This is a genomic window from Candidatus Mycolicibacterium alkanivorans, assembly GCF_022760805.1.
GTDB classification, from domain to species: Bacteria; Actinomycetota; Actinomycetes; order Mycobacteriales; family Mycobacteriaceae; genus Mycobacterium; species Mycobacterium alkanivorans.
In genome coordinates this window covers 3,777,397-3,803,877 of sequence record NZ_JAIVFL010000001.1, presented here as the reverse complement: position 1 = coordinate 3,803,877, position 26,481 = coordinate 3,777,397, and the positions used below count along the sequence as shown (strand labels likewise).

At 67.0% G+C, this 26,481-nt stretch carries 28 protein-coding genes; 19 read left to right on the top strand and 9 right to left on the bottom strand.

Going from position 1 to position 26,481, the window contains the following annotated elements; genetic code table 11:
- Positions 1-22 precede the first annotated feature (22 nt).
- The 8 genes from K9U37_RS18635 to secA all read left to right on the top strand — a co-directional run bounded on the left by K9U37_RS18635 (position 23) and on the right by secA (position 8,704).
- Entirely contained in the window at positions 23-334 is a 312-nt protein-coding gene (locus tag K9U37_RS18635; RefSeq protein WP_243072956.1) for a VOC family protein, read from the top strand.
- A gap of 57 nt (positions 335-391) precedes the next feature.
- On the top strand, positions 392-697 hold the full coding sequence (locus K9U37_RS18630) for a WXG100 family type VII secretion target (RefSeq protein ID WP_243072955.1): 306 nt from the start codon (positions 392-394) through the stop codon (positions 695-697).
- Positions 690-980, top strand: coding sequence for a WXG100 family type VII secretion target (locus K9U37_RS18625; RefSeq protein ID WP_243072954.1), 291 nt, complete (start codon positions 690-692; stop codon positions 978-980). The genes K9U37_RS18630 and K9U37_RS18625 overlap by 8 nt, the downstream gene beginning before the upstream one ends.
- A gap of 207 nt (positions 981-1,187) precedes the next feature.
- On the top strand, positions 1,188-3,572 hold the full coding sequence (locus K9U37_RS18620) for a glycohydrolase toxin TNT-related protein (RefSeq protein ID WP_243072953.1): 2,385 nt from the start codon (positions 1,188-1,190) through the stop codon (positions 3,570-3,572).
- Positions 3,562-4,101, top strand: coding sequence for an Imm61 family immunity protein (locus K9U37_RS18615; protein WP_243072952.1), 540 nt, complete (start codon positions 3,562-3,564; stop codon positions 4,099-4,101). The genes K9U37_RS18620 and K9U37_RS18615 overlap by 11 nt, the downstream gene beginning before the upstream one ends.
- Before the next feature lie 123 nt (positions 4,102-4,224).
- Positions 4,225-4,854: a ComF family protein gene (locus K9U37_RS18610; protein ID WP_243072951.1), complete on the top strand. Its 630-nt coding sequence runs from the start codon at positions 4,225-4,227 to the stop codon at positions 4,852-4,854.
- Between the two features lie 284 nt (positions 4,855-5,138).
- Positions 5,139-5,813 carry a ribosome hibernation-promoting factor, HPF/YfiA family gene (gene hpf, locus K9U37_RS18605; protein ID WP_243072950.1) on the top strand — a complete coding sequence of 225 codons (675 nt, stop codon included), beginning with the start codon at positions 5,139-5,141 and terminating at the stop codon, positions 5,811-5,813.
- 89 nt (positions 5,814-5,902) lie between these two features.
- Positions 5,903-8,704, top strand: coding sequence for a preprotein translocase subunit SecA (gene secA / locus K9U37_RS18600; RefSeq protein WP_243072949.1), 2,802 nt, complete (start codon positions 5,903-5,905; stop codon positions 8,702-8,704).
- 21 nt (positions 8,705-8,725) lie between these two features.
- Here the strand turns inward: secA and K9U37_RS18595 are convergent, their stop codons facing one another.
- Positions 8,726-9,181 (bottom strand): Rv3235 family protein, encoded by a 456-nt coding sequence (locus tag K9U37_RS18595; protein WP_243072948.1) that lies wholly within the window; start codon positions 9,179-9,181, stop codon positions 8,726-8,728.
- A 174-nt stretch (positions 9,182-9,355) separates the two neighbouring features.
- On the opposite strand from K9U37_RS18595, the gene K9U37_RS18590 reads away from it, so the two are divergent.
- From K9U37_RS18590 to K9U37_RS18570, 5 genes are all read left to right on the top strand, one after another.
- The gene (locus K9U37_RS18590) at positions 9,356-10,765 is read left to right on the top strand and encodes a WS/DGAT/MGAT family O-acyltransferase (RefSeq protein WP_243072947.1); all 1,410 of its coding nucleotides are present in this window, start codon (positions 9,356-9,358) and stop codon (positions 10,763-10,765) included.
- Between the two features lie 27 nt (positions 10,766-10,792).
- On the top strand, positions 10,793-11,653 hold the full coding sequence (ppk2, locus tag K9U37_RS18585) for a polyphosphate kinase 2 (RefSeq protein WP_372489539.1): 861 nt from the start codon (positions 10,793-10,795) through the stop codon (positions 11,651-11,653).
- Positions 11,654-12,157: a DUF6912 family protein gene (locus tag K9U37_RS18580; protein WP_372489538.1), complete on the top strand. Its 504-nt coding sequence runs from the start codon at positions 11,654-11,656 to the stop codon at positions 12,155-12,157.
- A 62-nt stretch (positions 12,158-12,219) separates the two neighbouring features.
- A complete protein-coding gene (locus K9U37_RS18575) occupies positions 12,220-13,365 on the top strand; it encodes a ferredoxin reductase (RefSeq protein WP_243072946.1) in 1,146 nt (381 codons plus the stop codon).
- Between the two features lie 71 nt (positions 13,366-13,436).
- Positions 13,437-14,699: a fatty acid desaturase family protein gene (locus K9U37_RS18570; RefSeq protein WP_243072945.1), complete on the top strand. Its 1,263-nt coding sequence runs from the start codon at positions 13,437-13,439 to the stop codon at positions 14,697-14,699.
- Between the two features lie 94 nt (positions 14,700-14,793).
- Here the strand turns inward: K9U37_RS18570 and K9U37_RS18565 are convergent, their stop codons facing one another.
- From K9U37_RS18565 to aroA, 3 genes are read right to left on the bottom strand one after another with little or no spacing between them, the layout of a single operon-like run.
- Positions 14,794-15,651: an aldo/keto reductase gene (locus K9U37_RS18565; RefSeq protein WP_243072944.1), complete on the bottom strand. Its 858-nt coding sequence runs from the start codon at positions 15,649-15,651 to the stop codon at positions 14,794-14,796.
- A 38-nt stretch (positions 15,652-15,689) separates the two neighbouring features.
- On the bottom strand, positions 15,690-16,679 hold the full coding sequence (gene rsgA / locus K9U37_RS18560; protein WP_243072943.1) for a ribosome small subunit-dependent GTPase A: 990 nt from the start codon (positions 16,677-16,679) through the stop codon (positions 15,690-15,692).
- Positions 16,676-17,956, bottom strand: coding sequence for a 3-phosphoshikimate 1-carboxyvinyltransferase (gene aroA, locus K9U37_RS18555; RefSeq protein ID WP_243073458.1), 1,281 nt, complete (start codon positions 17,954-17,956; stop codon positions 16,676-16,678). Before aroA ends, rsgA begins: the two co-directional genes overlap by 4 nt.
- A gap of 49 nt (positions 17,957-18,005) precedes the next feature.
- On the opposite strand from aroA, the gene K9U37_RS18550 reads away from it, so the two are divergent.
- Together K9U37_RS18550 and K9U37_RS18545 are read left to right on the top strand one after the other, a co-directional pair.
- A complete protein-coding gene (locus tag K9U37_RS18550) occupies positions 18,006-18,770 on the top strand; it encodes an SOS response-associated peptidase (protein ID WP_243072942.1) in 765 nt (254 codons plus the stop codon).
- Between the two features lie 55 nt (positions 18,771-18,825).
- The gene (locus tag K9U37_RS18545; RefSeq protein ID WP_243072941.1) at positions 18,826-20,364 is read left to right on the top strand and encodes an aldehyde dehydrogenase family protein; all 1,539 of its coding nucleotides are present in this window, start codon (positions 18,826-18,828) and stop codon (positions 20,362-20,364) included.
- Here the strand turns inward: K9U37_RS18545 and K9U37_RS18540 are convergent.
- Both K9U37_RS18540 and K9U37_RS18535 read right to left on the bottom strand, forming a co-directional pair.
- On the bottom strand, positions 20,361-21,209 hold the full coding sequence (locus K9U37_RS18540) for an SDR family oxidoreductase (protein ID WP_243072940.1): 849 nt from the start codon (positions 21,207-21,209) through the stop codon (positions 20,361-20,363). The genes K9U37_RS18545 and K9U37_RS18540 overlap by 4 nt on opposite strands.
- A 4-nt stretch (positions 21,210-21,213) precedes the next feature.
- Positions 21,214-21,705: a YbaK/EbsC family protein gene (locus K9U37_RS18535; RefSeq protein WP_243072939.1), complete on the bottom strand. Its 492-nt coding sequence runs from the start codon at positions 21,703-21,705 to the stop codon at positions 21,214-21,216.
- Between the two features lie 245 nt (positions 21,706-21,950).
- Between K9U37_RS18535 and K9U37_RS18530 the strand changes: the two genes are divergently transcribed.
- Positions 21,951-22,598 carry a sigma-70 family RNA polymerase sigma factor gene (locus tag K9U37_RS18530; protein ID WP_243073457.1) on the top strand — a complete coding sequence of 216 codons (648 nt, stop codon included), beginning with the start codon at positions 21,951-21,953 and terminating at the stop codon, positions 22,596-22,598.
- Positions 22,595-22,915, top strand: coding sequence for a mycothiol system anti-sigma-R factor (gene rsrA / locus K9U37_RS18525; RefSeq protein ID WP_243072938.1), 321 nt, complete (start codon positions 22,595-22,597; stop codon positions 22,913-22,915). The genes K9U37_RS18530 and rsrA overlap by 4 nt, the downstream gene beginning before the upstream one ends.
- Positions 22,916-22,966: 51 nt before the next feature.
- Here the strand turns inward: rsrA and K9U37_RS20630 are convergent, their stop codons facing one another.
- The gene (locus K9U37_RS20630) at positions 22,967-23,041 is read right to left on the bottom strand and encodes a 50S ribosomal protein bL37 (protein WP_011728008.1); all 75 of its coding nucleotides are present in this window, start codon (positions 23,039-23,041) and stop codon (positions 22,967-22,969) included.
- 126 nt (positions 23,042-23,167) lie between these two features.
- Here K9U37_RS20630 and K9U37_RS18520 point away from each other — a divergent pair, with 126 nt between their 5' ends.
- Positions 23,168-23,383, top strand: coding sequence for a biotin/lipoyl-binding carrier protein (locus K9U37_RS18520; protein ID WP_243073456.1), 216 nt, complete (start codon positions 23,168-23,170; stop codon positions 23,381-23,383).
- A 4-nt stretch (positions 23,384-23,387) separates the two neighbouring features.
- The gene (locus K9U37_RS18515) at positions 23,388-24,884 is read left to right on the top strand and encodes a two-component system sensor histidine kinase PdtaS (RefSeq protein WP_243072937.1); all 1,497 of its coding nucleotides are present in this window, start codon (positions 23,388-23,390) and stop codon (positions 24,882-24,884) included.
- Positions 24,885-24,973: 89 nt separating this feature from the next.
- Here K9U37_RS18515 and K9U37_RS18510 read toward each other — a convergent pair whose 3' ends face one another.
- Positions 24,974-25,228 carry a WhiB family transcriptional regulator gene (locus K9U37_RS18510; protein ID WP_243072936.1) on the bottom strand — a complete coding sequence of 85 codons (255 nt, stop codon included), beginning with the start codon at positions 25,226-25,228 and terminating at the stop codon, positions 24,974-24,976.
- Positions 25,229-25,484: 256 nt separating this feature from the next.
- Positions 25,485-26,444 carry a diacylglycerol/lipid kinase family protein gene (locus K9U37_RS18505; RefSeq protein ID WP_243072935.1) on the bottom strand — a complete coding sequence of 320 codons (960 nt, stop codon included), beginning with the start codon at positions 26,442-26,444 and terminating at the stop codon, positions 25,485-25,487.
- Positions 26,445-26,481 lie beyond the last annotated feature (37 nt).

Sequence of the window (26,481 nt, the reverse complement as noted above, 5' to 3'; positions counted from 1 at the left end):
GCCCGAACCCGTACTACCCGGCGTGATCCGCCAAATCGGCTACATCGTCAGCGATTTCGAGCAGACGATTGACGGCCGGGTGCAGTTGGGTGTCGGTCCCTGGTGCGTCATGCGGGGCATCGCCATGTCCTGTCTGTATCGGGGTGAGCCATGCTCGGTGACGTTGACCATCGGCTTCGCCAATAGCGGCGACCTGCAGCTCGAGGTTATTCACCAGGACGACGACACCCCGTCGATCTACCCAGAGTTCACCGATGCCGGTGGTGAGGGCTACCACCAGCTCATCGCAGGGGTAGCGACGCTGTCGCGACATTTCTGCCGCTGGTGTGCGTAATATCCTGGTCAGAAGGCTGAATTGTGGCCAGGTGGCCGGAGCAGTAGCGTTTGCTCCGTGAGTGGGGACCTTCGTGTCGAACCGGCCGCTCTGGTGGGGACGTGTGAGTCGCTGTCCGGTGCCGCCGAGCATCTGCTGGGCCGGTTGAAATCGCTGGACGGTGCCGTCACGTCGATGCTGACGGGCTGGCAAGGCTGCTCGGGCAGAGCCTTCGGGGATGCGTGGCGAATGTGGCATCAGGGCGCCGACGAGGTGGAGAAGGCGCTGGCGATCATGGCCGATCTGCTCGGGCAGGCGGCGAAAGGGTTCGAGTCCCACGAGCAGGCCGGCGTCGAGCAGCTGCGCGGAGTCTGCGGTGGCTGAGGCGTTTTCAGTCGACCCGCAATCGCTGTCCGAGGCGCTGGCCGAGATGGCCGACTTTCAGCGGACCGCCGAAAGTCTGCTCGCCGAGATCGAGGCGACCGTCGCGAGGTTGCACGGCACGTGGACGGGGCAGGCGGCTGCCGCGCACGCCGAGGCACACCGGTCGTGGACACTTGGCGCGGGGTTGATGCAGGAGGCATTGAAGCGTCTGTACGGTGTCGGCGATACGGCGCACGCCAACTACACCGGCGTCATGCAGACCAACCAGAGCATGTGGTCCTAGCGGGATCGCATGCCGCCGCTTGTTGTCGACCCGTCGGTTCTGGATAGTGCGGGTTCGACGCTGATTGATATTGGCAAGGACATCGGCCTGACGATGTCGACGCTGTCGGGCACGTTGTCCGGGTGTTCGAGCATGTGCGGGAACGATCCGATCGGTGCGGCGATCGGACGAGCCTACGATTCCTCGGCGGCCGCGGTGGTGCAGGCGATGGCCGCGGCGCGCAACGGCCTGGTTAATCTTGGTGAGGGAGTGCGGGTTTCGGCGCACAACTACTCGTTGGGCGAAGCCCAGTCGGATGTGTCGGGCCGAGCGCACCCGCTGCCGGTGCCGGCGGCCTCGGGTCCGATCAGCGCATCACCCCCTCCCTCGGCGGTGGGCGCGGGGGATGCCGCGCCGGCGGGCTTCGGCTGGGTGGCCAAATACATCGGGATGATCTGGCCCAACGGTGACTCCGGGCGGCTGCGGGCCGCCGGAGCGGCGTGGACGGCGGCCGGGACGCAGCTGGTGGTCACCGAGACCGCTGCCGGGGCACCGTTGGGAATCATTGGGGGCCAACAGATCCCCGAAGCCGAGGCGATGGGTCAGGCTTTTGCGGCGTCGATCGACGGCGCGGTGCAGATCATGAATCAGTGCACCACCATGGCCGCGCAGCTGACGGCCTACGCCGCCAAGATCGACGCCGTCAAAGGGGCCATCATCGACCTGTTGAGCCGGATCTGCGATCCGATGACCGGGTTCAAGCAGGTGTGGGATGTCCTCACCGGTGAGGACGAGGACGAGATCAAGCAGATCGCCAATGATATCGAGACGGTGGTCGACAACTTCAAAGCCGAGACAGCGGCGCTGGCCTTGGAGATGTCGGCAGCGATGGCCGCGGCCGAGACCGTGGCCACGGCGATGGGCGAATATGCCGCCAAGGAGTGGAACCAGTTCCTGCACGGCACCGATGTCGGGCAGGTGGTCGACCAGGATCTGCGTTTCGTGAATGGCGTTGTGGGCCAAGCCGGTGACCTGCTCAAGGACAACTGGAAATACGGACCGTTCCGGGCGATGACCCAGCCCGATCGGTGGTTCGAGGACTGGGAGAACACCGTCACCGGAATGGCCCCGCTGGTCGGCCTCGGCGGTGGCGGCGCTCCGGGCGTCGGTGAATCGTGGAAACAGGTCGGAAAGGAAGTCAGCCACTGGGATCTGTGGTCGAAGGATCCGGCCGAGGCGGCCGGTCGCACCGCGTTCGACGTCGGCACACTCTTCGCGCCGGGCGGCGGTGTCGGGGCTGCGGGCAAGGCGACGCACGGTGCGGCCGAAGCGGCGGAGGCGGCGGGCAGAGCGGCGCCGCATGTTGCCGACGCTTCCCCCCAGGTGCTCAAGGAGGTGGCCAAGGGTGCCGAGTCGACGTTGCCACCTCCCGTGCACGTGCCGGCACCGGCGGGTGGTGCGCCTCGTCCGCTGCCCGACGGGCCTGCGAAGCCGGCTTCTCCCGATGCGGCGCGGCCGAAGCCCGCTGCGCCGCCGCCGGCCGAGCCCAGATCGGCGCCTGTCACGAGTGCGGGGCCGCACGGGCCGACGGAACGCGCCCCGAGCGCGGCCGGCACGGCGGAACACGAAGCTCCGGTGGAGGGGCCGAAGCCAACCGGCGAGCCTGGCGCCCCCACGCTTGAGCCTGCCCCGTCTCGGGCGGGCTCCGAGGCTCCGTCGTCGGCATCGTTGCCGGAGTCAGCCCCATCACAGGCCTCCGGGGCGCGAGGTGCAGCGGGCCATTCCCCGGATGCACCATCAGGTGGACATACGCCATCACCGTATTCGGACGCGCAAAGTGCAGGCCATCCGGCGGCGACGCCCCATGACGGTGGCGCGGGAAATGGTGGTGGGCCGCTGCACGGCGATAACGATCGCTCGCATCCGACACACGGCGACTCGAGTAGTCACGAAACCGGTGAAAAACCTACCGATCCGGTTCACTCGCATGAGCCAGCGGGTCAGGGCTGGGAGCGTCAAGACAACTACGATCCCGTCGACCCGACCTATGGAGAGCCCCTTGAGCAGCATTGGGAGTTCGTAGACAATCCGGTCGATCCTGAACGTATCAATCCGCAAGTGGCCGAATTGATCGCAGATCCATCAGCTCCCTTTGGTCGCGCACCAGACGGACACGCTTTCACGGCCGCCGAGTATGCGGAGAGATTCAACAAATTCGGACCCGACGGTCAACACTGGTCGCGTTTTCCCAACAACGCGGGTGCGGTGCAACACAGCATCGTTGAGTTCGACGACTTGCCAGCGTTTCAATCGCATTTCGGGCTCAAACTGGACCGCATCGGTGACGACAACGGCAAGTTTCTTGCAGTCATGTTGGATGGCCATCCGGCGACCTGGGAAGAGCGAGCATTGCATGTCGATTCCCTGCAGAAGGGCTACTACAGCTACACCATCGAGAACTTGCCGCCTGGTTGGAAGATCGAAGCATCTGAGGCCGCCCGCGGCTTGGGTCAGCCAGGAGGATCAATTCAGATCCGCTTCGTCGACGAATCGAATGAAGTTGTCACAATCGACCAGCTTACGGAAGAGCTAGGGGTCCTCAATGAGAAGTGAAATTGGCGTAACCTCACAATTCGAGCTGTGGGCGGAGAAGGCAGGATACAGCGTCACCGAGTCGTCATCGGAAGACGGTCGTGCCATAGTTTGGAACTCGGGCGGTGAGATCCGCTATTTCATTGGCAAAGGAGCCGAAGAATGGATCGTGGTCACGAGTTCCGAACGCATGGGCAAGGAGGAGTTCGTGCTGGCTTCGCCGCTTCCCGACCTGATCGAACGGAAATTCTTGGCTATTTTCGCCAGACTGGTTAGATCCCACAGTGGCTTGGTGCGTTTGTCGCGCCCAACATCCACCGCCCATCTCGCAGCTGGCTACTCTGTTGGTGTACAGCATTTCTGGGGGAAGGACCGTCGCACCCTGATCGATTCGCAGGGTCGTGTGATTGCTGTCGTAAGCGGCGGTGAGCTGGTCGGCACCGTGAACGCGGTTGAGTTGTCATTGTTTGCGTCGCATACATCGGATGCGATCGTTCAGTCGATGATGGATCCCGCTGGCAAACCGTTGTTTTCGGTGCGGAACGGATAGATGCCCGGCTGTGGTGCGCAGATGAACTGCAGTGACTTCAGGACTCCGCGGCACCCATGTTAGGCGATGAGCCCTTGGGGACAATCGCAGTCACCTGTCACACCCCACCACCACACTGACCCCATGCTCGACCTCGTCCTGCCGCGCGAGTGCGGAGGCTGCGGCGCGCCGTCGACCACGTGGTGCGACACCTGCGCGGCAACCCTGGCCGTGAAGTCCGACGAACCCCATCTCGTCACCCCACGCGTCGACCCGGGCGTGCCTGTCTTCGCCCTCGGCCGCTGTGCCGGCCCCCGCCGGCAGGCCATCGTCGCCCTCAAGGAGCACGGCCGCGGCGACCTCGTCGTCCCGCTGGCCCGAGCCCTGGCCCTCGGTGTCCATCAGTTGCTCTGCTGGGGCATCATCGACACCCCGTTCACGATCGTCCCGGCGCCCACTCGCGCCTCGGCCGCCCGCCGCCGCGGCGGTGATCCCGTCACCCGCATCGCCACTGCCGCGACCACGAACCACCCGCTCATCGCCGTCGTCGCGGCCCTGCGCACCAGGGCACTGGTCCGCGATTCGGTCGGGCTGACCAGCGCGGCGCGCGAGCGCAATCTGCGCGGCCGGGTGCGGATCGCCCGGCGGGTGCACGGTCCGGTTCTCCTGGTCGACGACATCGTGACCACCGGCGCCACGGCCCGGGAAGCGGTCCGAACGCTTCGGACGGCAGGGACGCACGTGACGGCTGTGCTGACCCTCGCGCACGCATGACTTTGGTCCCTGTAACGAAGGCCGAAAGAACTGAAAACAGGTGCATCAAAAGGTGGCACCACCGTATGAACACCGACTACCGTCGGGGCCAACATGCCGTGAACACATCACGGGCGGCTTGGCACACAGGTCCGCCACTTCACCGAGAACGGTAGGAGGTGAGTTCTTCGACCTCTGGCGCAGGCGGGTGAGAGTCCGTGCCTTTCCCGCCCGGCGCAGTCATCGAATGACAGGCTGGGCACGCCCGAGTGCGTGCCACCCGAAACAGAAACGAGTTGTCAAGCATGTCAACACAATCCGTGAACGCCGATCAGCTGACCGACGCCGACGAATCCTCCGAGACCGACTCCAGCGCCGACGTCCAGGTGACGGGTCGCAACGTCGAGGTCCCCGACCACTACCGCGTCTACGTTGCCCAGAAGCTCGCTCGCCTTGAGCGGTTCGATCGCTCGATCTACCGCTTCGACGTCGAGCTCGAGCACGAACCCAACCGTCGCCAGCGCAAGAACTGCCAGCACGTCGAGATCACCGCGCGGGGACGCGGCCCCGTCGTCCGCGGTGAGGGCTGCGCCGACAGCTTCTACGGCGCCTTCGAGGCTGCGGTCCACAAGCTCGACAACCGGCTGCGCCGCAGCAAGGACCGGCGCAAGGTGCACTACGGCGACAAGACCCCCGTCTCGCTGCACCAGGCCACCGCGGTGATCGACGCCGCCGAGGCGTTCTCGCCCAACAACGACTCTGCGTCTGCCGTCGACGAGCAGCTGGTCGACGACCACGAGCCCGGCCGCATCGTGCGCACCAAGGAGCACCCGGCCCAGCCCATGACGGTCGACGACGCGCTCTACGAGATGGAGCTGGTGGGACACGACTTCTTCTTGTTCCACGACAAGGAGTCGGATCGTCCCTCAGTGGTCTACCGTCGCCACGCCTACGACTACGGCTTGATCCGGCTCGCGTAGCGCGAGCCGGACCGAGGCTGACGGGGCCGAACCAGCGCGTCACCTAGGATGGAGGGCGCTCAAGCCGCCAATCCACAGGGGAACTAACTGTGCTGTCGAAGTTACTGCGCCTTGGTGAAGGTCGCATGGTCAAGCGCCTCAAGGGGGTGGCTGACTACGTCAACACCTTGTCCGACGACGTAGCGCAGCTCACCGAGGCCGAGCTGCGGGCCAAGACCGACGAGTTCAAAAAGCGCGTTACCGGCGGCGAAGACCTCGACGACCTGCTGCCCGAGGCCTTCGCCGTCGCCCGCGAGGCGGCCTGGCGGGTGCTGTCGCAGCGCCACTTCGACGTCCAGGTCATGGGTGGTGCGGCCCTGCACTTCGGCAACGTCGCCGAGATGAAGACCGGTGAGGGTAAGACGCTGACCTGTGTGCTGCCCGCCTACCTCAACGCGCTGAGCGGCAAGGGCGTGCACGTCGTCACCGTGAACGACTACCTGGCCAGACGCGACAGCGAGTGGATGGGCCGCGTGCACCGCTTCCTGGGCCTGGACGTCGGGGTGATCCTGGCCCAGATGACGCCCGAAGAGCGGCGTGCCGCCTACGCCGCCGACATCACCTACGGCACCAACAACGAGTTCGGCTTCGACTACCTGCGCGACAACATGGCCCATTCGGTGGAAGAAATGGTGCAGCGCGGCCACAACTACGCCATCGTCGACGAGGTCGACTCCATCCTCATCGACGAGGCCCGCACCCCGCTGATCATCTCCGGCCCGGCCGACGGTGCCTCGCACTGGTACAGCGAGTTCGCCCGCATCGCGCCGCTGATGGAGAAGGACGTCCACTATGAGGTCGACATCCGCAAACGCACCGTCGGCGTGCACGAGCTGGGCGTGGAGTTCGTCGAGGACCAGCTCGGTATCGACAACCTCTACGAGGCGGCCAACTCGCCGCTGGTCGGCTACCTCAACAACTGCCTGAAGGCCAAGGAGCTCTTCCAGCGGGACAAGGACTACATCGTCCGAAATGGCGAGGTCCTGATCGTTGACGAGTTCACCGGCCGCGTGTTGGTGGGCCGGCGCTACAACGAGGGCATGCACCAAGCCATCGAGGCCAAGGAGAATGTGGAGATCAAGGCCGAGAACCAGACGCTGGCCACGATCACCCTGCAGAACTACTTCCGGCTCTACGACAAGCTCGCCGGCATGACCGGTACCGCCGAGACCGAGGCCGCCGAGTTGCACGAGATCTACAAGCTCGGCGTGGTCCAGATCCCGACGAACCGCGGGATGATCCGCAAGGACCAGACCGACCTCATCTACAAGACCGAGGAAGCCAAGTACATCGCCGTCGTCGACGACGTGGTGGAGCGCTACGAGAAGGGCCAGCCGGTCCTGATCGGCACCACCAGCGTCGAGCGCTCGGAGTACCTGTCTCGGCAGTTCCAGAAGCGGCGCGTCCCGCACAACGTCCTCAACGCCAAGTACCACGAGCAGGAGGCCGGCATCATCGCCGAGGCCGGCCGGCGCGGCGCGATCACGGTGGCCACCAACATGGCCGGCCGCGGCACCGACATCGTGCTCGGCGGCAACGTCGACTTCCTGGTCGACAAGCGGCTGCGCGAGCGGGGCCTGGACCCGGTTGAGACCCCCGACGAGTACGAGGCCGCCTGGCACGAGGAGCTGCCCAAGGTCAAGGCCGAAGCCGCCGAGGAGGCCGAGGATGTCATCGCCGTCGGTGGCCTCTACGTGCTGGGCACCGAGCGTCACGAGTCCCGCCGTATCGACAACCAGTTGCGCGGCCGTTCCGGGCGCCAGGGCGACCCGGGTGAGTCGCGGTTCTACCTGTCGCTGGGTGACGAGCTCATGCGGCGCTTCAACGGCGCGACGCTGGAGTCGCTGCTGACCCGACTCAACCTGCCCGATGACGTGCCGATCGAAGCCAAGATGGTCACCCGCGCGATCAAGAGCGCGCAGACCCAGGTCGAGCAGCAGAACTTCGAGATCCGCAAGAACGTCCTCAAGTACGACGAGGTGATGAACCAGCAGCGCAAGGTCATCTACGAGGAGCGCCGCCGGATCCTCGAAGGGGAGAACCTGCAGCAGCAGGCCCACGACATGCTGGTCGACGTCGTCACCGCCTACGTCAACGGCGCCACTGCCGAGGGCTATTCCGAGGACTGGGATCTCGAGCAGCTGTGGACCGCACTCAAGCAGCTCTACCCGGTGGGCATCGACCACCACGACCTGATCGACTCCGACGCCGTCGGCGAACCCGGCGAACTGACCCGCGAAGAGCTGCTCGACGCGCTGGTCGCGGACGCTGAAAAGGCATATGCCGCGAGGGAAGCCGAGATCGAGGTGCTGGCCGGCGAGGGTGCCATGCGGCAGCTCGAGCGCAACGTGCTGCTCAACGTCATCGACCGCAAGTGGCGCGAGCACCTCTACGAGATGGACTACCTCAAGGAAGGCATCGGCCTGCGGGCCATGGCGCAGCGCGACCCGCTGGTCGAGTACCAGCGCGAGGGCTACGACATGTTCATGGGCATGCTCGACGGCGTGAAGGAGGAGTCGGTCGGCTTCCTGTTCAACGTCCAGGTCGAGGCCGTGCCGCAGGCACCGACAGTCGCCCCGGTCCAGACTCCGCAGGGCCTCGCCGACCTTGCCGCGCCGCAGGATGAGGAGGTCGCCGGGCGACATGCCGCTCCGGCAGCTCTGCGCGCCAAGGGTATCGACGACGAGGACTCGCGCCAGCTGACTTACAGTGGCCCGGCCGAGGACGGTTCGGCCGAGGTGAAGCGCAACGGTGGCGGCAAGCACGCCGCCCCGGCCGGCGGCAGCCGCAAGGAGCGCCGGGAGGCCGCGCGGCAGCGCGCCAAGGACGAGAAGACGCTGCGTCGGGGCTAGTGGTCGAGCGAGACGGTCGACTCAGCCGATGTGCAGAGCGACGACCTGCCAGCGCAGCCCGGTGGGCGTCGTGACCTGCTCAACTCGGCAGGCGATCGCGCGCACCCGCTCGTCGCGGGTATAGACCGCGGCCACCTCGGCGGCCGTGCCGTCGGCGCTGGCCGGCTGTACCCGGACCCGGCGCAGGCGTGCCGCGCTGCGCCGGTCGTGATGGGCCACCGCGGGCAGCAGCGAGTCGACCAGTCCGGCGGCCAGCAGCGGGCGCAGCTGGGACAGCGGTCGCCGACGATCGATCACCTCGAGCACCCGCCGCAGGGCCGCGTCGGCAAACCCGCCCGCGGCCCGCATCGGGGGCGCGTCGACGGGTGGTGCGACCCGTTGCGGTGACCAGGCGGCCCGCGGGCGCAGCAGACACACCGGGCCGGGTTCGTGCAGCGTGGGCGGCTCGTAGTCGACGACGGGAACGACGCTGGGCATGGGCACTCTCCGGTGATCGGCCGACAGGGGACCGGTCGCTGGAGAGGGGCGAACCGATGGCGACATGATGGCACAGCGGGCGCGACCGCGTATGCACCCGTAATGCGGGCCCTGGCGTCGCCGGTTACCGTGGCGAGACAGTTCGGCTGAAGACGTGAGGGGAATGTCGCAACGATGGTGACTCGGCTGTCAGCATCGGATGCGTCGTTCTACCACCTGGAAAACACCTCCACGCCGATGTACGTGGGCTCACTGTCCATCCTGCGCAAGCCGCGCTCGGGCTTGAGTTACGACACTCTGCTGGAGACGATCGAGCGCCGGCTGCCGCAGGTTCCGCGCTACCGGCAGAAGGTCCGCGAGGTGACGCTGGGCCTGGCGCGCCCGGTGTGGATCGACGACCCGGATTTCGACATCGCCTATCACGTGCGGCGGTCGGCCCTGCCGTCGCCGGGCAGCGACGCCCAACTGCACGAGCTCATCGCCCGGCTGGGCTCCCGGCCGTTGGACCGTTCGCGCCCGTTGTGGGAGATGTACCTTATCGAAGGACTGGCCAAGAACCGCCTGGCGGTCTACACCAAGTCGCATCAGGCGCTGGTGAACGGCATGACGGCGCTCGAGATCGGCCACGTCATCGCCGACCGCACCCAGCGGCCACCCGCCTTCGGGGAGGACATCTGGATCCCGGGCCGCGAGCCCAGCAGCCGTCAACTGCTGCTCGGTGCCGTCGGAGACTGGCTGGCCCGACCTGGCCAGCAGCTGGACGCCGTTCGCTCGATGATTGCCGACGTGGTCACCAACAGCGCCGAACTGGCCGATCTGGTTCGCCGGGCGACCGACCTGGCCAGGACGGTGGCCCGCGGCACCGCACCGGACAGTCCGCTGAACACCGAGGTCTCGCGCAACCGGCGGTTCACCGTGGCGTCCGGCTCACTGGCGGACTACCGGCGGGTCCGGTCACGCTACGACTGCGACGTCAACGACGTGGTGCTGGCCGTGATCGCCGGCGCGCTGCGCAACTGGCTGCTGTCGCGCGGGGAGCCGGTGACCACCACCTCCACAGTGCGGGCGATGGCCCCGACGTCGGTGTATCCGGAGGCCGAACTGGAGTCCTCGGGCCCGGGGCAGGCGATCAGCGAGGTGGCCCCGTTCCTGGTGGATCTACCGGTGGGCGAGAACAATGCGGTGGTGCGGCTGTCGCAGATCGCGCACGCCACCGAATCGCACTCGGCGGCGGCGACCCTGGTCGATGCCCGCACGATCGTGACGCTGTCCGGCTTCGCGCCACCGACGTTGCATGCGATGGGCACCCGGGTGGCCACCCAGTTCTCCGCGCGCCAGTTCAACCTCCTGATCACCAACGTGCCGGGACCGCAGTCGCAGATGTACCTCGCCGGGACCAAGATGCTGGAGACCTATGCGGTGCCGCCGCTGCTGCACAATCAGTCGCTGGCCATCGGCGTGACGTCGTATTGCGGGATGCTGTACTTCGGCATCAACGCCGACCGCGATGCGATGAGCGACGTCGACGTGCTGCCCTCGCTGTTGGCCGAATCACTCGACGAACTCCTCGTGGCGGCTCAGTAGATTCTACCTGCGACGTAGTATGCGGCGGTGAGCAAGGACCATCCCGACGGTGAGGCCCCGAAAAAGAAGGCCGACCGCAAGATTCCCAAAGATGTGTACGACGCCGAATTGTTCCGGCTGCAAACCGAATTGGTGAAACTTCAGGAGTGGGCCAAGGTCACCGGAGCGCGGATCGTGGTGGTGTTCGAAGGTCGCGACGCCGCGGGTAAGGGCGGCACGATCAAACGCATCACGGAATACCTCAGCCCCCGGGTCGTGCGCATCGCCGCCCTGCCCGCGCCCACCGAGCGCGAGCGCGGCCAGTGGTACTTCCAGCGCTACATCGAACACCTGCCGGCCCGCGGGGAGATGGTGCTCTTCGACCGGTCCTGGTACAACCGCGCCGGTGTCGAACTGGTGATGGGGTTCTGCACCCCGCAGGAGCACACCTTGTTCTTGCGCCAGTGCCCGCTCTTCGAGCAGATGCTCATCGACGACGGGGTCATCCTGCGCAAATACTGGTTCTCGGTGTCCGACGACGAGCAGTTGCGCCGGTTCAAGTCCCGCCGCAACGACCCGCTGCGGCGCTGGAAGCTCAGCTCGATGGATCTGGAGTCGATCTACCGCTGGGAGGAGTACTCCCGGGCCAAGGACCAGATGATGGTGCACACCGACACGCCGGCCAGCCCGTGGTTCGTGGTGGAGTCGGACAACAAGAAGCACGCCCGGCTGAACATGATCGCCCACCTGCTCTCGAGCATCGAGTACGACGAAGTCGATCACCCGAAGGTCGACCTGCCCAAGCGGCCGTTGCTGGGCAACTACCACCGGCCGCCGCGTGAGCTGTCGACCTATGTGCCCGACTACGTCTCGACCCTGCTCGGCGACCCTGAGAACGGCGCTGATTAAGTGCGGGTTTACATCCCGGCCACCCTGTCCATGTTGCAGCAGTTGGTGGCCGTCGGGTCGATGCAGCCGCTGTCCGGTACGGCGTTCGCAGTGACGCCGACGCTGCGCGAGTCCTACGCCGAGGGTGACGACGAGGAACTGGCCGAGGTGGCCATCGGGGAGGCGGCGCTGGCGTCGCTCCGACTGCTGGCCGCCGAGCCCGCCGGCGAGCTCCCGCTGCGCCGGACCGTCCTGGTGGCCGATGCCCCCGATGCCGACGTCACCCCCCGCCCCGATCTCGACGATGCCGTCGTGCGGCTCAACGGGCGGGTGGCTTTGAGCCAGGTGGTGGCCGCCTACGTCGACAACGCCGCAGCCGAACCAGCGGTGCGAGCCGCGATCGACGTGATCGACGAGGCCGATCTGGGTGACGAGGACGCCGAGCTCACCGTCGGCGACGCCCAGGACCACGACCTGGCCTGGTATGCCACCCAGGAGCTGCCGTTTCTGCTCGATTTGCTCTGAGCGTGTAGATACGGAACCGTAGGTTACGGTACCGTAGGTTAAATCGACAGAGAGCGGCGGGGATGGCGAAGAACGAGGTCAAGATCAAGGCGAAGGTGGCCGACACCGTCCGCCCGGCGGTGGCCGGGGCCGGCAAGCGACCCGCTGTCGACGCGCTGCGCGCCCTGGTCGGGCGGATCACCACACCCCTGCTGCCCGACGACTACCTGCAGCTGGCCAACCCGCTGTGGTCGGCCCGCGAGCTGCGCGGCCGGGTGCTCGACGTGCGACGCGAGACCGAGGATTCTGCCACACTGGTGATCAAGCCGGGGTGGGGGTTCAGCTTCGACTACCGGCCCGGGCAGTACATCGGCATCGGGCTGTTGGTCGACGGGCGTTGGCGCTGGCGGTCGTACTCGCTGACCTCGGCGCCGGTGACGGGCCCCGGCCGGTCGCGCACGATCACGATCACCGTCAAGGCCATGCCAGAGGGCTTCCTGTCCACCCATTTGGTGGGGGGCGTCAGGCCGGGCACCATCGTGCGGCTGGCCGCCCCGCAGGGCAACTTCGTGCTGCCTGACCCGGCGCCGCCGTCGGTGCTATTCGTGACCGGTGGCTCCGGAATCACCCCGGTGATGTCGATGTTGCGGACGCTGGATCGTCGCGGACAGATTGGCGACATCGTCCACATCCATTCCGCCCCAACGGAATCCGACGTCATGTTTGCCGCCGAACTCGCGGAGCTGGCCCGTGGACACGAGGGCTACCGGCTGATGGTCCGCACGACGCGCACGCAGGGCCGGCTGGATCTGCAGCATCTCGACGACGTGGTTCCGGACTGGCGGCAGCGCCAGACCTGGGCCTGCGGTCCGGAGGGGATGCTCGATGCGGCGCACAAGGTGTGGCAGGCGGCCGGGGTCGCCGACCGGTTGCATCTGGAGCGCTTTGCGGTGTCGCGGGCGGCGGCTCACGGCCAGGGTGGCACGGTCACCTTCGGGCGGAGCGGCACGACCATCGATGCCGATGCGGCGACCTCACTGATGGAGGCCGGCGAGAAGGCTGGTGTGCAGATGCCGTTCGGCTGCCGGATGGGCATCTGCCAGTCCTGCGTGGTGAGCCTGGTCGACGGGCATGTCCGCGATCTGCGCACCGGCGCCGAGCACGAGCCGGGGACGCGGATTCAGACCTGTGTGTCATCGGCGTCGGGTGATTGTGTGCTGGATATCTAAGGTTTACTGGCTAGTAACCTACGGGTACGTAGGTTACGGTAGCGTAGGTAGAAGGAAGGGAGGCGTGACAGATGGCAATTACTGACCTCGAAGCGTTCGCGCATCTGACGGACGCCGACATCGAGAGCTTGTGTGTCGAGCTCGACACCATTCGGCAGGACATCGAGGATTCCCTGGGCGCGCGGGACGCGCGCTACATCCGCCGCACCATCGCCGCGCAGCGTGCGCTCGAGGTCGCGGGACGGCTGACGCTGGCCGCGAGCTCCAAGCGCTCGGCTTGGTGGGCCGGCACGGTGACGCTGGGGGTGGCCAAGATCATCGAGAACATGGAGATCGGCCACAACGTCATGCACGGCCAGTGGGACTGGATGAACGATCCCGAGATTCACTCCTCGACGTGGGAGTGGGACATGATCGGGGCGTCCAAGCACTGGCGTTTCACCCACAACTTCATGCACCACAAGTACACCAACATCCTGGGCATGGACGACGACGTGGGCTACGGCGTCATCCGGGTCACCCGCGATCAGCGGTGGAAGCGGTTCAATCTCTACGGCAACCTGATGTTCAACACCCTGCTGGCCATTGGCTTCGAGTGGGGAGTCGGGCTCCAACACCTGGAACTCGGCAAGATATTCAGGGGCCGCGACGACCGGAAAGCCACGTTGATCCGAGGGCGCGAGTTCGGCGTCAAGGCGGGCCGGCAGGTCTTCAAGGACTACGTCGCCTTCCCGGCGATCACCTCGCTGTCGCCGGCGGCTACCTACCGGTCCACCGCGACGGCCAATGCGGTAGCCAACGTAATCCGCAACATCTGGTCCAATGCGGTGATCTTCTGCGGCCATTTCCCTGACGGCGCAGAGAAATTCACCAAGACCGACATGGTCGGCGAGAGTAAGGGCCAGTGGTACCTGCGCCAGATGCTCGGCAGCGCCAACATCGACGGCGGTCCGGTGATGGACTTCATGACGGGCAACCTGTCCTACCAGATCGAACATCACCTGTACCCGGACCTGCCGAGCAGCCGGCTCGCAGAGATCTCGGTGCGGGTGCGTGCGGTGTGCGACAAGTACGACCTGCCCTACACCAGCGGGCCATTCCTGGTGCAGTACGGGAAGTCATGGCGCACCATCGCCAAGCTGTCGCTGCCGGACAAGTACCTGCGCGACACCGCGGACGATGCGCCGGAGACCCGCAGCGAGCGGATGTTCGCGGAGTTGGAGCCCGGCTACGCCGGGATCGATCCGCGCACCGGCCGCAAGCGTGGGCTGAAGACGGCGATCACCGCCGTGCGGGAGTGGCGCCGGGAGAAGCGCGCGGCCAAGGCCGCCTAGCGAAGAGAGTGCATTCGCGGGGTCGAGTGTGCTTGTAGGGCGGGAAGACTCGCGAAATCCCGCCCTGAGCGCACACTCAATGCCCCGAGCGCTCCTACTTCGGGATCCAGGCGAAGGTGTCGGGGTCCGGGCCCAGGCGACCGGCCACGCCCTTGTCGAGTTCGGTGATCTCCTCGATCTGGTCATCGCTGAGTTCGAAGTCGAAGATGTCGAAGTTCTCCCGGATGCGTTGCGGAGAAACCGATTTCGGGAACACGATGTCGCCGCGCTCGACGTGCCACCGCAGCACCACCTGAGCGGGCGACTTGCCGATCTGCTGCGCGATCTGACCCACGACCGGGTCGCCGAGCACCTTGCCCTGTGCGATGGGTGACCAGGCCTCGGTGACGATGGTGTGCTCGATGCCGTAGGCGCGTACCGCGTCGTTGGTGTAGTACGGGTGTACCTCGATCTGGTTGACGGCGGGCACGGTCTCGGTGTCCCGGGCCAGCTCCTGGAGGTGATGGACCTGGAAGTTCGACACTCCGATGCTGCGGGCGCGGCCGTCTTTCTTGAACTCCTCCAACATCTTCCAGGTCGAGACGAAATCACCGTCGTAGAGTGTCGGCAGCGGCCAGTGGATGAGGAACAGGTCGACATCGTCGAAGCCCAGCGCGTCGATGCTCGCGTCGAACGCGCGGCGGGCGTCGTCGGGTTTGTGGTAGCCGTTGTTGAGCTTGCTGGTGATGAACACCTCGTCGCGGTCGATACCGGAGTCGCGTATGCCCTGCCCGACGCCCTTCTCGTTCTGGTACATCTCCGCAGTGTCGATGTGGCGGTAGCCGATCTCGAGCGCCGTGCGCACGGCGGACGCGGTGTCGTCGGGCGGGATCTGGTAGACGCCGAAACCGAACTGCGGAATCCGGTTGCCGTCGTTGAGGGTGATGTCGGGAACCTTGGGTGCTGAAGTCATTTCTGCGGTGTGCCTCTCTGTTGTCTAGGTCGAACAATTCAGTACGCGGCGGACTCGGTCAATGCGGAGAGCAGCCGTCGAGCCGCGGCGACGCGCCGGGCCTGCGACCCGGTCAGGGCGTCGAGCGCGCATTCCGGGTCGGCAGGCGGACCCATGTGCCCGCAGCCGCGTGGGCACTCGTCGATCGCGTCAGCGAGATCGGAAAAGGCGCGTAGCACGTCGTCGGGCTCGATGTGGGCCAGGCCGAACGACCGGATCCCCGGCGTGTCGATCACCCATCCGCCTTCGGGCAGCGGCAACGCCATCGACTGGGTGGAGGTGTGCCTGCCCTTACCAACCCCGGACACTTCGCCGGTGGCCCGCTCCGCTTCGGGCACAAGGCGATTCACCAATGTCGACTTGCCGACTCCGGAATGCCCCAGCAGCACGGTGACATGCCCGGTCAGCAGATCGTCGGCGGCGTCGAGTGGGTCGTCGCGCCCGCCGGTGATCACTGTGAGGTCCAGTTCGGCGAACTGCGCTGCGAACGGTTCTGCGGGTGCCAGATCGGTCTTGGTCAGGCACAGGATTGGCCGCAGGCCACCGGCGTAGGCTGCGATCAGAGTGCGGTCGACCAGTCCGGTGCGTGGCGGGGGGTCGGCCAGCGCCACCACGATCAGCAACTGATCGGCGTTGGCCACCACCACCCGTTCGGTGGGGTCGGTGTCATCGGCGGTGCGCCGCAACACCGTTCGGCGCTCCCCGCGCCGCACGATGCGGCCCAGCGTGTCGGGCCGGCCGGACAGGTCGCCCACCACGTCGACCTGGTCGCCGACGACGATGGGGGTCCGGCCCAGCTCGCGTGCCCGCATCGCGGTCACCCGTCGCTGCGGATCGCCCTCGAGCACGCAACCCCAGCGGCCGCGGTCGACGGTGACCACCATCGCCGGCACGGCGTCGGCATGCTCCGGACGGGTCTTGGTGCGAGGACGCGAGCCACGGCCCGACCTGATCTTGACGTCGGACTCGTCGTACTCGTGTCTTCTCAATCGCGCCCCAGCATCTCGGCCCACAGCTGGGGAAATTCCGGCAGGGTCTTGGCGGTGGTCGCGATGTCCTCGACCGCCACGCCGGGAACCCGCAGGCCGACGATCGCTCCGGCCATTGCCATCCGGTGGTCGGCATACGAGTGCCAGGTGCCAGCATGCAGGGGGGTCGCAGTGATGAGCAGCCCGTCGTCGGTCTCGGCGCAGTCGCCGCCCAGGGCGTTGATCTCGGTGCTCAGCGCGGCCAGACGGTCGGTCTCGTGGCCGCGCAGGTGCGCGATGCCCGTCAGCCGCGACACCGAGCCGGGTGCGGCCAGCGCGGCCAGCGCGGCCACGGACGGAGCCAACTCGCCCACGTCGTGCAGGTCGACGTCAAAACCCGGGTAGCTGCCCGCACCCTGCACTTCCAGGTACGAATCAGTCTGCCGCACAGTCGATCCCAGCATCTCGAGAATGCCGAGAATGGTATCGGCGGGCTGCACGCTCACCCTCGGCCACCCGGCGATGCACACCGCCCCGCCGCTGACCACGGCCGCGGCCAGAAACGGTACCGAGTTGGACAGGTCGGGCTCGACCTCCCAGTGCCGGGCGGCGATCGGGCCGGGCAGTACCCGCCACTGGTTGGCCACGGTGTCGTCGACGTCGACACCGGCCTCGCGCAGCATCGCCGCCGTCATCGCTATGTGCGGCGCCGAGGGAACCGAGGTTCCGGTGTGCACGACGGTCAGTCCCTCGGTGAACGCCGCGCCGCACAGCAGCAGTCCGGAGACGAACTGCGAGGACGCCGAGGCGTCGATGTTCACCGTGCCGCCGTGGACCGTCCCGTGTCCGCGGACCAGGAAGGGCAGCCCGGAGCCCTCGACGTCGACCCCGAGTCCGCGCAGCGCGTCGAGAAGCGGAGCGATCGGCCGGGCCCGGGCCTGCTCGTCGCCGTCGAACTCGACGGCAGCGCTGCTCAACGCCGCCAGTGGCGGAACGAACCGCAACACCGTGCCGGCCAGGCCGCAGTCAATGCGGGCCTGCGTGCCGGGGTTCAGGCCGCCGCTGACGGTCAGGTCGGCGCCGTCGCCTTCGACGCGCAGGCCCAGGGTCCGCAGCGCGCCGATCATCAGGTCGGTGTCGCGGCTGCGCAGTGCGCCGCTGATGGTGGAGCCGCCCTGTCCCTGGGCCGCGGCCAGCGCGGCGAGAATCAGCGTGCGGTTGGTCTGGGATTTGGAGCCAGGCACCGTGACGGTGGCGTGGACGGGGGTCGGCGTGCTCGGTGCCGTCCACTGCTCGATGCTCACGGCTACATCCTGCCTTGTCGGGCGTTCTTGCCACTATGGAGGCATGTGCGGACGATTCGCGGTCACCACCGACCCGGCCCTGCTGGCCGAGAAGATCCATGCCATCGACGAGGCCACCGCCGTGGCGGGGGAGACCAGCGGTCCCAACTACAACGTGGCGCCGACGGCGACCATCGCCACCGTCGTCAGCCGCCACGACGAGCCCGAGGACACTCCGACGCGGCGGGTGAGGCTGATGCGCTGGGGTCTGGTCCCGCCGTGGGTCAAGGCCGCCCCGGACGGCACACCGGAGAACAAGGGCCCGCTGCTGATCAACGCGCGCGCCGAGAAGCTCACCTCCTCGCCGGCATTTCGGGCCTCGGCCAAGAGCAAGCGGTGTCTGGTGCCGATGGACGGCTACTACGAGTGGAAACCCAACCCCGACACCCCGGCCGGCAAGAAGTCCCGCAAGACGCCGTTCTACATGTACCGCTCCGACGGTGAGCTGCTGTTCACGGCCGGGCTGTGGTCGGTGTGGCGGCCCGAGAAGGATGCCAGCTCACTGCTGACGTGCACGATCATCACCACCGACGCGGTCGGCGAACTCGCCGAGATCCACGACCGGATGCCGCTGGTCGTCGGCGAGCGGGACTGGGACCGCTGGCTGGACCCCGACGAGCCGGCCGCCGCCGAGCTGCTCGCCGCCCCGCCCGACATCAGCGGGATCGCGATGCGGGAGGTGTCGACCCTGGTCAACAGTGTCCGCAACAACGGCCCGGAGCTGATCGAACCGGCCGAGCCGGACAACCAACCGGTTGGCCTGTTCTAGTCGGGTCGGGACCGCTACGCTGATAGGCACATTCCGCCCAGCGAGAGGAGCGGCCATGACCGCGGTCGAGCCCAAGTCCGATGAGGCCACCATTACCGTCCACAACCCGGCCGACGGCCGCGTGGCGGGCACCGTCCCGATCGACGGCCCGGACACCGTGGCCGCCAAAGCCCGCGAGTTGCGGCTGTTCCAGCCGGAGTGGGAGGCGATCGGGCCGCGCGGCCGCAAGGTGTGGATGCGCAAGTGGCAGGACTGGATCCTCGACAACTCCGATCACCTGACCGGCGTGCTGATGTCGGAGAGTGGCAAGTCCCGCACCGACGCCAGCCTGGAACCGGTAACCATGGCCGACGCCATCAACTACTGGGCGGGCAATGCCGAGGAGTTCCTCGCCGACCGCCACCCCAAGGCGCACACCCCGCTGTTCCGGGTCAAGAAGCTCATCACCGTGTTGCGGCCCTACCCGGTGGTCGGGATGATCGAGCCGTGGAACTTTCCGATCGCCATGCTCGCACTGGACCTGGTGCCCGCCCTGGCGGCAGGCGCCGCGGTGTTGTTGAAACCCTCTGAGGTGACGCCACTTTCGGCGGTGGAACTGGTCCGCGGCTGGAACGAGATCGGCGCCCCGCCGATCCTGAAACTCGCGACCGGCTACGGCGACACCGGTGCGGCGGTGATCGCGAACGCCGACTACGTCCACTTCACCGGCTCGACCGCGACCGGCCGTAAGGTGGCTGTGGCGTGCGCCGAGCGCCTGATCCCGTTCAGCCTGGAACTCGGCGGCAAGGACCCGGCCATCGTCCTGGCCGACGCCGACATCGACCGCGCCGCCAACGGCATCGCGTGGGGCGGCATGTTCAACTCCGGCCAGGTGTGCATCTCGGTGGAGCGGGTGTTCGTCGAGGCTCCGGTGTACGACGAGTTCGTCGCCAAGCTCACCGACAAGGTGCGCTCGGTGCAGCAGGGTCAGGAGCAGTCCGGCTACAAGTACGACACCGGCGCCATGGCCACCCCTGCGCAGCGCGACATCGTCGAGCGGCACGTCAAGGAGGCCGTCGCCGCGGGCGCCAAGGTGCTCACCGGCGGTAAGCCGACGGGGGTGGGCACGTTCTTCGAGCCGACGGTGCTCGCCGACGTCGAGCCGAGCATGAGCTGCATCGCCGAGGAGACCTTCGGACCGACGCTGCCGGTGATCAAGGTGGCCGACGAGGAGGAGGCCATCCGCCTGGCCAACGACTCGCAATACGGCCTGTCGGCCAGCGTTTGGACCGGCGACACCGAACGTGGCGAGCGGGTGGCACGGCGCCTCGAGGTCGGCGCGGTCAACATCAACGACGCGTTGGCCAACGTCTTCTGCCCCGGCCTGCCGATGGGCGGCTGGAAGGAATCCGGCATCGGCTACCGTGGTGGCGGCGCCGCCGGCCTGATCAAGTTCTGCCGCCAGCAGGCCATCACTGCGCCCAAGCTGCCGACGCAGAAGTCCGAGATGCTGTGGTACTCGTCGCCTAAGATGCAGAGCCGCTTCGCGCTGGCGGCGATGCGCGCCTTCGCCGGCCACGGTCTGCGCCGGTTCGGGCTGGGCAAGAAGGGCTAGCCGCCCTTGTAGCCCGGCGGGTTCGGGGTGTCGACCCACAGGTCGACACCGAGCTCCGAACCCGGCACGCAGTCGTAGACCGACAGGTCGGTGACGCCCGAGTCCAACAGCACGTCCTCGCACAGCAGCGAATGCCCGGTGAACTCCCGAGCCGGCTTGCTCAGCACCGCGTAGGCGGCGTCGGAGTACACCTCGGGCTTGCGGGCCCGGCCCATCGCCTCGTCGCCGCCCAGCAGGTTCTGTACCGCTGCCGTGGCGACCAGGGTGCGCGGCCACAGCGTGTTCGACGCGATCCCGGCCGAACGCATCTCCTCGGCAATTCCCAAGGCGCACAACGTCATTCCGAACTTCGCCATCATGTACGGCGTGGGCTTGAGCCACTCGGATTCCAGCCGGATCGGCGGTGAGAGCGTCAGGACGTGCGGGTTCTCCCGGCCCTTCATGTGCGGTAGGCAGGCCTGCGACACCGCGTAGGTGCCGCGCACCTGGATGCCGTTCATCAGGTCGAAGCGTTTGAGTGGCACCTCCTCGATGGAGCCGAGGTTGATCGCCGAGGCGTTGTTGACGCAGATGTCGATGCCGCCGAACTGCTCGACGGCCTTGGCCACGGCCTCGGCCACCGAGTCGCCGTCGCGGACGTCACCGGCGATCGGCAGCGCCTGGCCGCCGACCTCCTCGATCTCCTTGGCCGCAGTGTAGATCGTGCCGGGCAGCTTCGGGTGCGGTTCGGTGGTCTTGGCCACCAGGGCGATGTTGGCGCCGTCGGCCGCGACGCGCTTGGCGATGGCCAGGCCGATACCGCGGCTGGCTCCGGAAATGAACATGGTCTTGCCGGCGAAGGACATGGGGTCACACTAGAGCGCGGATATCGGCGGTCACCGCCTGGGCGAGGCGAACCAGGTTTTCAGGCGAGAGCGCCACGTCCCAGCCGCGTTTGCCGGCGCTGCACAGCACCCGGTCGAACCTCAGGGCCGAACTGTCGACGACCGTCGGGAGCCGTTTGCGCTGGCCCAGCGGCGAGATCCCACCGAGCACGTACCCGGTGGCCCGCTCGGCGGCCGCCCGCTCGGCCATCGTCGCCTTGCCCAGCCCCAGCGCCGCCGCGGCGGCCTTGAGTGACAGCATCCACGGCACCGGCAGGACAGCCACCGCCAGACCCGACGGCCCCGAGATGACGAGCGTCTTGAAGATCTGCTCGGGTACGACGGACTCGCCGGCCAGTGCGGCCACCGCTTCGTCGCCGTAGGACTCCGAACGCCGGTCGTGGTGATAGCGCAGGACCTCGTGGGCAACGCTCGCCTTCACCAGCGCGGCGATCGCAGGAGTGGCCGCCCGAGTCACGGATGTGAGCTTAGGCCGGGAATTAGCGTGGTCACCAATCCCGTTATGGGGTGTGGCTGCATGCGGTCGAAGGGTCGCCGAGAAAAATCTGTCGGCCACGGTCTTAGGATTGGAAGGAGAGAAAGCCAGTGTCGATTGCCATGACCCTGGTACGCGACGAGCGGACGCCGTCGGTTCTCATCCGCCCGATACCGCTGCCGGAGCTCATCACGGGCACCGCGGCAGAAGGGACCGTGTCAATCACGATGACCGACATCGAGGGCGCCGACGGCTCCGGCCAAGCCGACGCCGCCGTGCGCGAACCCGACGACGAGCTCTTGGCGCGCTTCGAGCGCGATGCGATCCCGTTGATGGACCAGCTCTACGGCGGTGCTCTCCGCATGACCCGCAATCCCGCCGACGCCGAGGACCTGGTGCAGGAAACCATGGTCAAGGCCGTCGGCGCGTTCCGTTCGTTCCGGGATGGCACCAACCTCAAGGCGTGGCTGTACCGGATCATGACGAACACCTACATCAACAGCTACCGCAAGAAGCAGCGGCAGCCCGCCGAGTACCCGACCGACGAGATCACCGACTGGCAGCTGGCGGCCAACGCCCAGCACACGTCCACCGGTCTGCGTTCGGCCGAGGTGGAGGCATTGGAGTCGCTGCCCGACTCCGAGATCAAGGAAGCACTGCAGGCGTTGCCGGAGGATTTCCGGATGGCGGTGTACTACGCCGACGTCGAGGGCTTTCCCTACAAGGAGATCGCCGAGATCATGGACACCCCCATCGGGACAGTGATGTCCCGGCTGCACCGTGGCAGGCGCCAGCTGCGAACCCTGCTGGCCGACGTCGCCAAGGAGCGTGGGTTTACCCGCGGCCAGGATGCGGCCGAGGAGGGGTCGTCATGAGCGGTCACGACCACGTGACCGGCGCCGAGGACGAGTGGCGCCCGTCGATCGGCCCGGTCGATCCGGATCATCCCGAATGCGCGGCGGTGATTGCGGAGGTGTGGACCCTGCTCGACGGCGAGGCGACGCCCGAGACGCGGGAACGCCTTCGCCATCACCTCGAAGACTGCCCGGCCTGCCTGCGCCACTACGGCGTGGAGGAACGCATCAAGAAGCTGATCGCCGTCAAGTGCAGTGGTGAGAAGGCTCCGCAGTGTCTGCTCGAGCGGGTGCGGATGGAGATCCGGCGCACCACGATCATTCGGCGCGAGCCCTGAGGTAGACCCTGAAACGAAAAGTGCCCGGCAACATGCCGGGCACTTTTCGTTTCAGGCGTTGGGCCGCTTGCCGTGGTTGGCTTTGCTGTGCTTGCGGTCCCGCTTCTTACGGCCACGCTTGGCCATGGTGTACCTCCATTGGTTGATCGTTGACTCCAGTGTCTCACGGCCGCATCCGACCGCTGACCACTCGGTCGTGTGGTTCGATAGAGCAGCACTTCATTTGGGTTGGCTTGCAGAGTGAGGGTGGAGATGGCCGAGGATGTTCGCGCCGAGATCGTGGCCAGTGTGCTGGAGGTCGTGGTCAGCAAGGGTGACCAGATCGGCGCCGGCGACATCTTGGTGCTTCTCGAGTCGATGAAGATGGAGATTCCGGTGCTCGCCGAAGTGGGTGGCACCGTGACCGAGGTCAACGTGTCGGTGGGTGACGTCATCCAGGCCGGTGACCTCATTGCCGTGATCGACTGAATCTGTGTCGACCCTCGGTGAGTTGCTCGCCGAGCACACGGTGCTGCCGGGCAGTGCCGTGGACCACCTCCATGCGGTGGTCGGTGAGTGGCAGCTGCTGGCGGACCTGTCGTTCGCCGACTATCTGATGTGGGTGCGCCGCGACGACGGCGCACTGGTCTGCGTCGCCCAATGCCGGCCCAACACCGCCCCGACCGTTCTCATCAAGGACGCAGTCGGCACCGTCGTCGCCGAAGGGGAACTGCCCTTCGTGACCGCAGCCTTCACCTCCGGAGCTATCGGCCGCGGCGGCGGCGAGCCCTCGCTGCGCGAGCCGGGCCCGAACGTCGAAGCCGTGCCGGTGCGCTGCACCAACAAGGTAGTGGCAGTGCTCACCCACCAGACCTCGTTGGCCGAACGGCGCACCTCCTCGCCGCTGGAGAAGGCCTATCTGGACTGCGCCGGCAACCTGCTGCACATGCTCTCGGAGGGCACCTTCCCGAACGTGGGCGACCTGGCGAGCTCGCGGTCCAGCCCGCGCGTCGGCGACGGTTTCATCCGGCTCGACGTCGACGGCGTGGTGGTCTACGCCAGCCCGAACGCACTGTCGGCCTATCACCGGATGGGCCTGAGCGCAGAGCTGGAGGGCCACAACCTCGTGGCCATCACCCGGCCGCTGATCTCCGACCCGTTCGAGGCGCAGGAGCTGGCCGAGCACGTCCGCGACTCGTTGTCCGGCGGCTCCAGCATGCGCATGGAGGTCGACGCCGGCGGTGCGGCGGTGTTGCTGCGGACGCTGCCGCTGGTGGTGCACGGCGCCGCAGCGGGGGCCGCAGTGCTGATCCGGGACGTCACCGAGGTCAAGCGGCGCGACCGAGCGCTGCTGTCCAAGGACGCGACGATCCGCGAGATCCACCACCGGGTGAAGAACAACCTGCAAACCGTGGCGGCGCTGCTGCGGTTGCAGGCGCGCCGGACCAACAACGAGGAGGGCCGCGAGGCGCTGCTGGAGTCGGTGCGCCGGGTGGCCTCGATTGCGCAGGTGCATGAGGCGCTGTCGATGTCGGTGGACGAGGAGGTCAACCTCGACGAGGTGATCGACCGGATCCTGCCGATCATGAACGACGTGGCCAGGGTCGACGCGCCGATCCGGATCAACCGGGAAGGCGCTTTGGGGGTGCTCGACGCCGACCGGGCCACCGCTCTGGTCATGGTCATCACCGAGCTCGTGCAGAACGCCATCGAGCACGCCTTCGACGCCGGGGCCAAGCAGGGCTGCGTGACCATCCGGGCCGAACGCTCGGCGCGATGGCTCGACCTTGTGGTGCACGACGACGGCCGCGGTGTCCCGGAGGGTTTCAGCCTGGAGAAATCCGACCGGCTGGGTCTGCAGATCGTGCGGACTCTGGTGTCGGCCGAACTCGACGGATCGCTGGGAATGCACGACGTTCCGGGCGGGGGAACCGACGTGGTCTTACGGGTGCCGATCGGCCGGCGTCTTAGCGCACGCGCGCCGCAATAGCAAACTGTGACGAAAAATACACGCACTTAAAAAGTAGACGACTCCGGCGCTTGCCGGAGCCGTCTACCGACGTAGTGCGACGGGGTGGTTCAGACCCCGCTGCGGGCCCGGGTGCGAGCGTTGCGGCGCTTGAGCGCGCGGCGCTCGTCCTCGCTCATGCCACCCCAGACGCCGGCGTCCTGGCCGGAATCCAAAGCCCAGGTCAGGCACTCGGTGGTCACCGGGCACCGGTTACAGACGAGCTTCGCGTCAGCGATCTGCGCGATGGCCGGTCCGCTGTTCCCCACCGGGAAGAACAGCTCCGGATCCTCGTCACGGCAGACCGCCTTGTGGCGCCAATCCATTAGTCAATACTCCTTAACTGTGTGCGCGGCGAAGCGCACTCTGTTTACCTTCGGCTGTTAACGCGTGCACGCAAATGTTTCTGCACTGTTGCAACCGATCGTTTCACAGCCTCGACGGATGTCAATAGAACTCCGTTAACACGTGTGCAACGTCACTACGGGGATACGTTCCCGAAGCACTAACCCGTTTGTACTAGACTCAACCCACTTGCGCTCTAAATTCGTCGACGCGAGTTCATTGGCGCTGGTCAGTCCCTTACTTAGCCGGTGGAGCGACCACGTTCAACGCCCCCGGGACTGCACGGAACGTCATTTCTGCGCGCAGACCGACGAAATCCCCGTCGATCTGGCTGGCGACCGGCTCGGTGGCGGTGACCCGCACCCACGCCACGTCGTCCTCCCGGATCAGGTGCGTGGCCTTGATGTCGGGTTTCTTGGACAACATCCGCCGCACCAGCATCAGGTTCTTCCACACGTTCATGCTGGTGGTGGCGAAGACGCCCAGGCCGGTCTCGAAGGTCGTGTTCGGGTTGGTCCACACCGGCCTGGTGTTTGCGTACGTCCACGGGCTGGAGTTGGAGATGAAGGCGAAGTAGACCCCGGAGACCGGCTCGCGGCCGGGCAGCTCGAGGGTCAGGCGCGGCTTCTGGCGGACGCTGAAGAGCACCTCACGCACAGCGACGCGGATGTAGCGGCCCGCGGTGACCTTGCGGCCCTTGGCGCGCTGGGCCTCCACCGCGGCCACCACGTCGCCGTCGACGCCCATCCCCGCGGTGAACACCGCCCACCGCTCGCCGCAGTCCATCAGCCCGATCCGGCGCCACGCGCCGCCGTTGCGGTGCTCGCTGAGCAGGTCGATCAGTTGGTTGGTGGCCTCGATGGGGTCGGGGCTGATGCCCAGCGCTCGGGCGAAGACGTTGGCCGAGCCGCCGGGCACCACCGCGACCGCGGGCATCGGTCCGCTCGGGACGTCCTGCCCGAGGGGTGCGCCCAGCAAGCCGTTGACCACCTCGTTCACCGTGCCGTCGCCGCCGTGGACGATGATCACGTCGATGCCGTCTCGCCTGGCCGCCTCGGCGATCTCGATGGCGTGACCGCGGTGGTCGGTGTGCACCACGGTCAGTTTCACGCGGCTTTCCAGCGCGTGGGCGAGCAGGTCACGGCCGGCCGCCGTGGTCGAAGTGGCGTTCGGGTTCACGATCAGAACGGCGCGCACGAGCGTTGAGCCTAATGGGAGAACTAGGCTCGACGCC

What these genes read in the sequence shown, in the direction of transcription:
- K9U37_RS18620 (WP_243072953.1), top strand. Translation starts at nt 1,188, where the DNA reads ATGGCCGCGGCGCGCAACGGCCTGGTTAATCTTGGTGAGGGAGTGCGG.
- K9U37_RS18615 (WP_243072952.1), top strand. Translation starts at nt 3,562, where the DNA reads ATGAGAAGTGAAATTGGCGTAACCTCACAATTCGAGCTGTGGGCGGAG.
- K9U37_RS18610 (WP_243072951.1), top strand. Translation starts at nt 4,225, where the DNA reads ATGCTCGACCTCGTCCTGCCGCGCGAGTGCGGAGGCTGCGGCGCGCCG.
- hpf (WP_243072950.1), top strand. Translation starts at nt 5,139, where the DNA reads ATGTCAACACAATCCGTGAACGCCGATCAGCTGACCGACGCCGACGAA.
- K9U37_RS18595 (WP_243072948.1), bottom strand. Translation starts at nt 9,181, where the DNA reads ATGCCCAGCGTCGTTCCCGTCGTCGACTACGAGCCGCCCACGCTGCAC.
- K9U37_RS18590 (WP_243072947.1), top strand. Translation starts at nt 9,356, where the DNA reads ATGGTGACTCGGCTGTCAGCATCGGATGCGTCGTTCTACCACCTGGAA.
- K9U37_RS18575 (WP_243072946.1), top strand. Translation starts at nt 12,220, where the DNA reads ATGGCGAAGAACGAGGTCAAGATCAAGGCGAAGGTGGCCGACACCGTC.
- K9U37_RS18570 (WP_243072945.1), top strand. Translation starts at nt 13,437, where the DNA reads ATGGCAATTACTGACCTCGAAGCGTTCGCGCATCTGACGGACGCCGAC.
- K9U37_RS18565 (WP_243072944.1), bottom strand. Translation starts at nt 15,651, where the DNA reads ATGACTTCAGCACCCAAGGTTCCCGACATCACCCTCAACGACGGCAAC.
- K9U37_RS18550 (WP_243072942.1), top strand. Translation starts at nt 18,006, where the DNA reads ATGTGCGGACGATTCGCGGTCACCACCGACCCGGCCCTGCTGGCCGAG.
- K9U37_RS18545 (WP_243072941.1), top strand. Translation starts at nt 18,826, where the DNA reads ATGACCGCGGTCGAGCCCAAGTCCGATGAGGCCACCATTACCGTCCAC.
- K9U37_RS18540 (WP_243072940.1), bottom strand. Translation starts at nt 21,209, where the DNA reads ATGTCCTTCGCCGGCAAGACCATGTTCATTTCCGGAGCCAGCCGCGGT.
- K9U37_RS18530 (WP_243073457.1), top strand. Translation starts at nt 21,951, where the DNA reads ATGACCGACATCGAGGGCGCCGACGGCTCCGGCCAAGCCGACGCCGCC.
- rsrA (WP_243072938.1), top strand. Translation starts at nt 22,595, where the DNA reads ATGAGCGGTCACGACCACGTGACCGGCGCCGAGGACGAGTGGCGCCCG.
- K9U37_RS18520 (WP_243073456.1), top strand. Translation starts at nt 23,168, where the DNA reads ATGGCCGAGGATGTTCGCGCCGAGATCGTGGCCAGTGTGCTGGAGGTC.
- K9U37_RS18510 (WP_243072936.1), bottom strand. Translation starts at nt 25,228, where the DNA reads ATGGATTGGCGCCACAAGGCGGTCTGCCGTGACGAGGATCCGGAGCTG.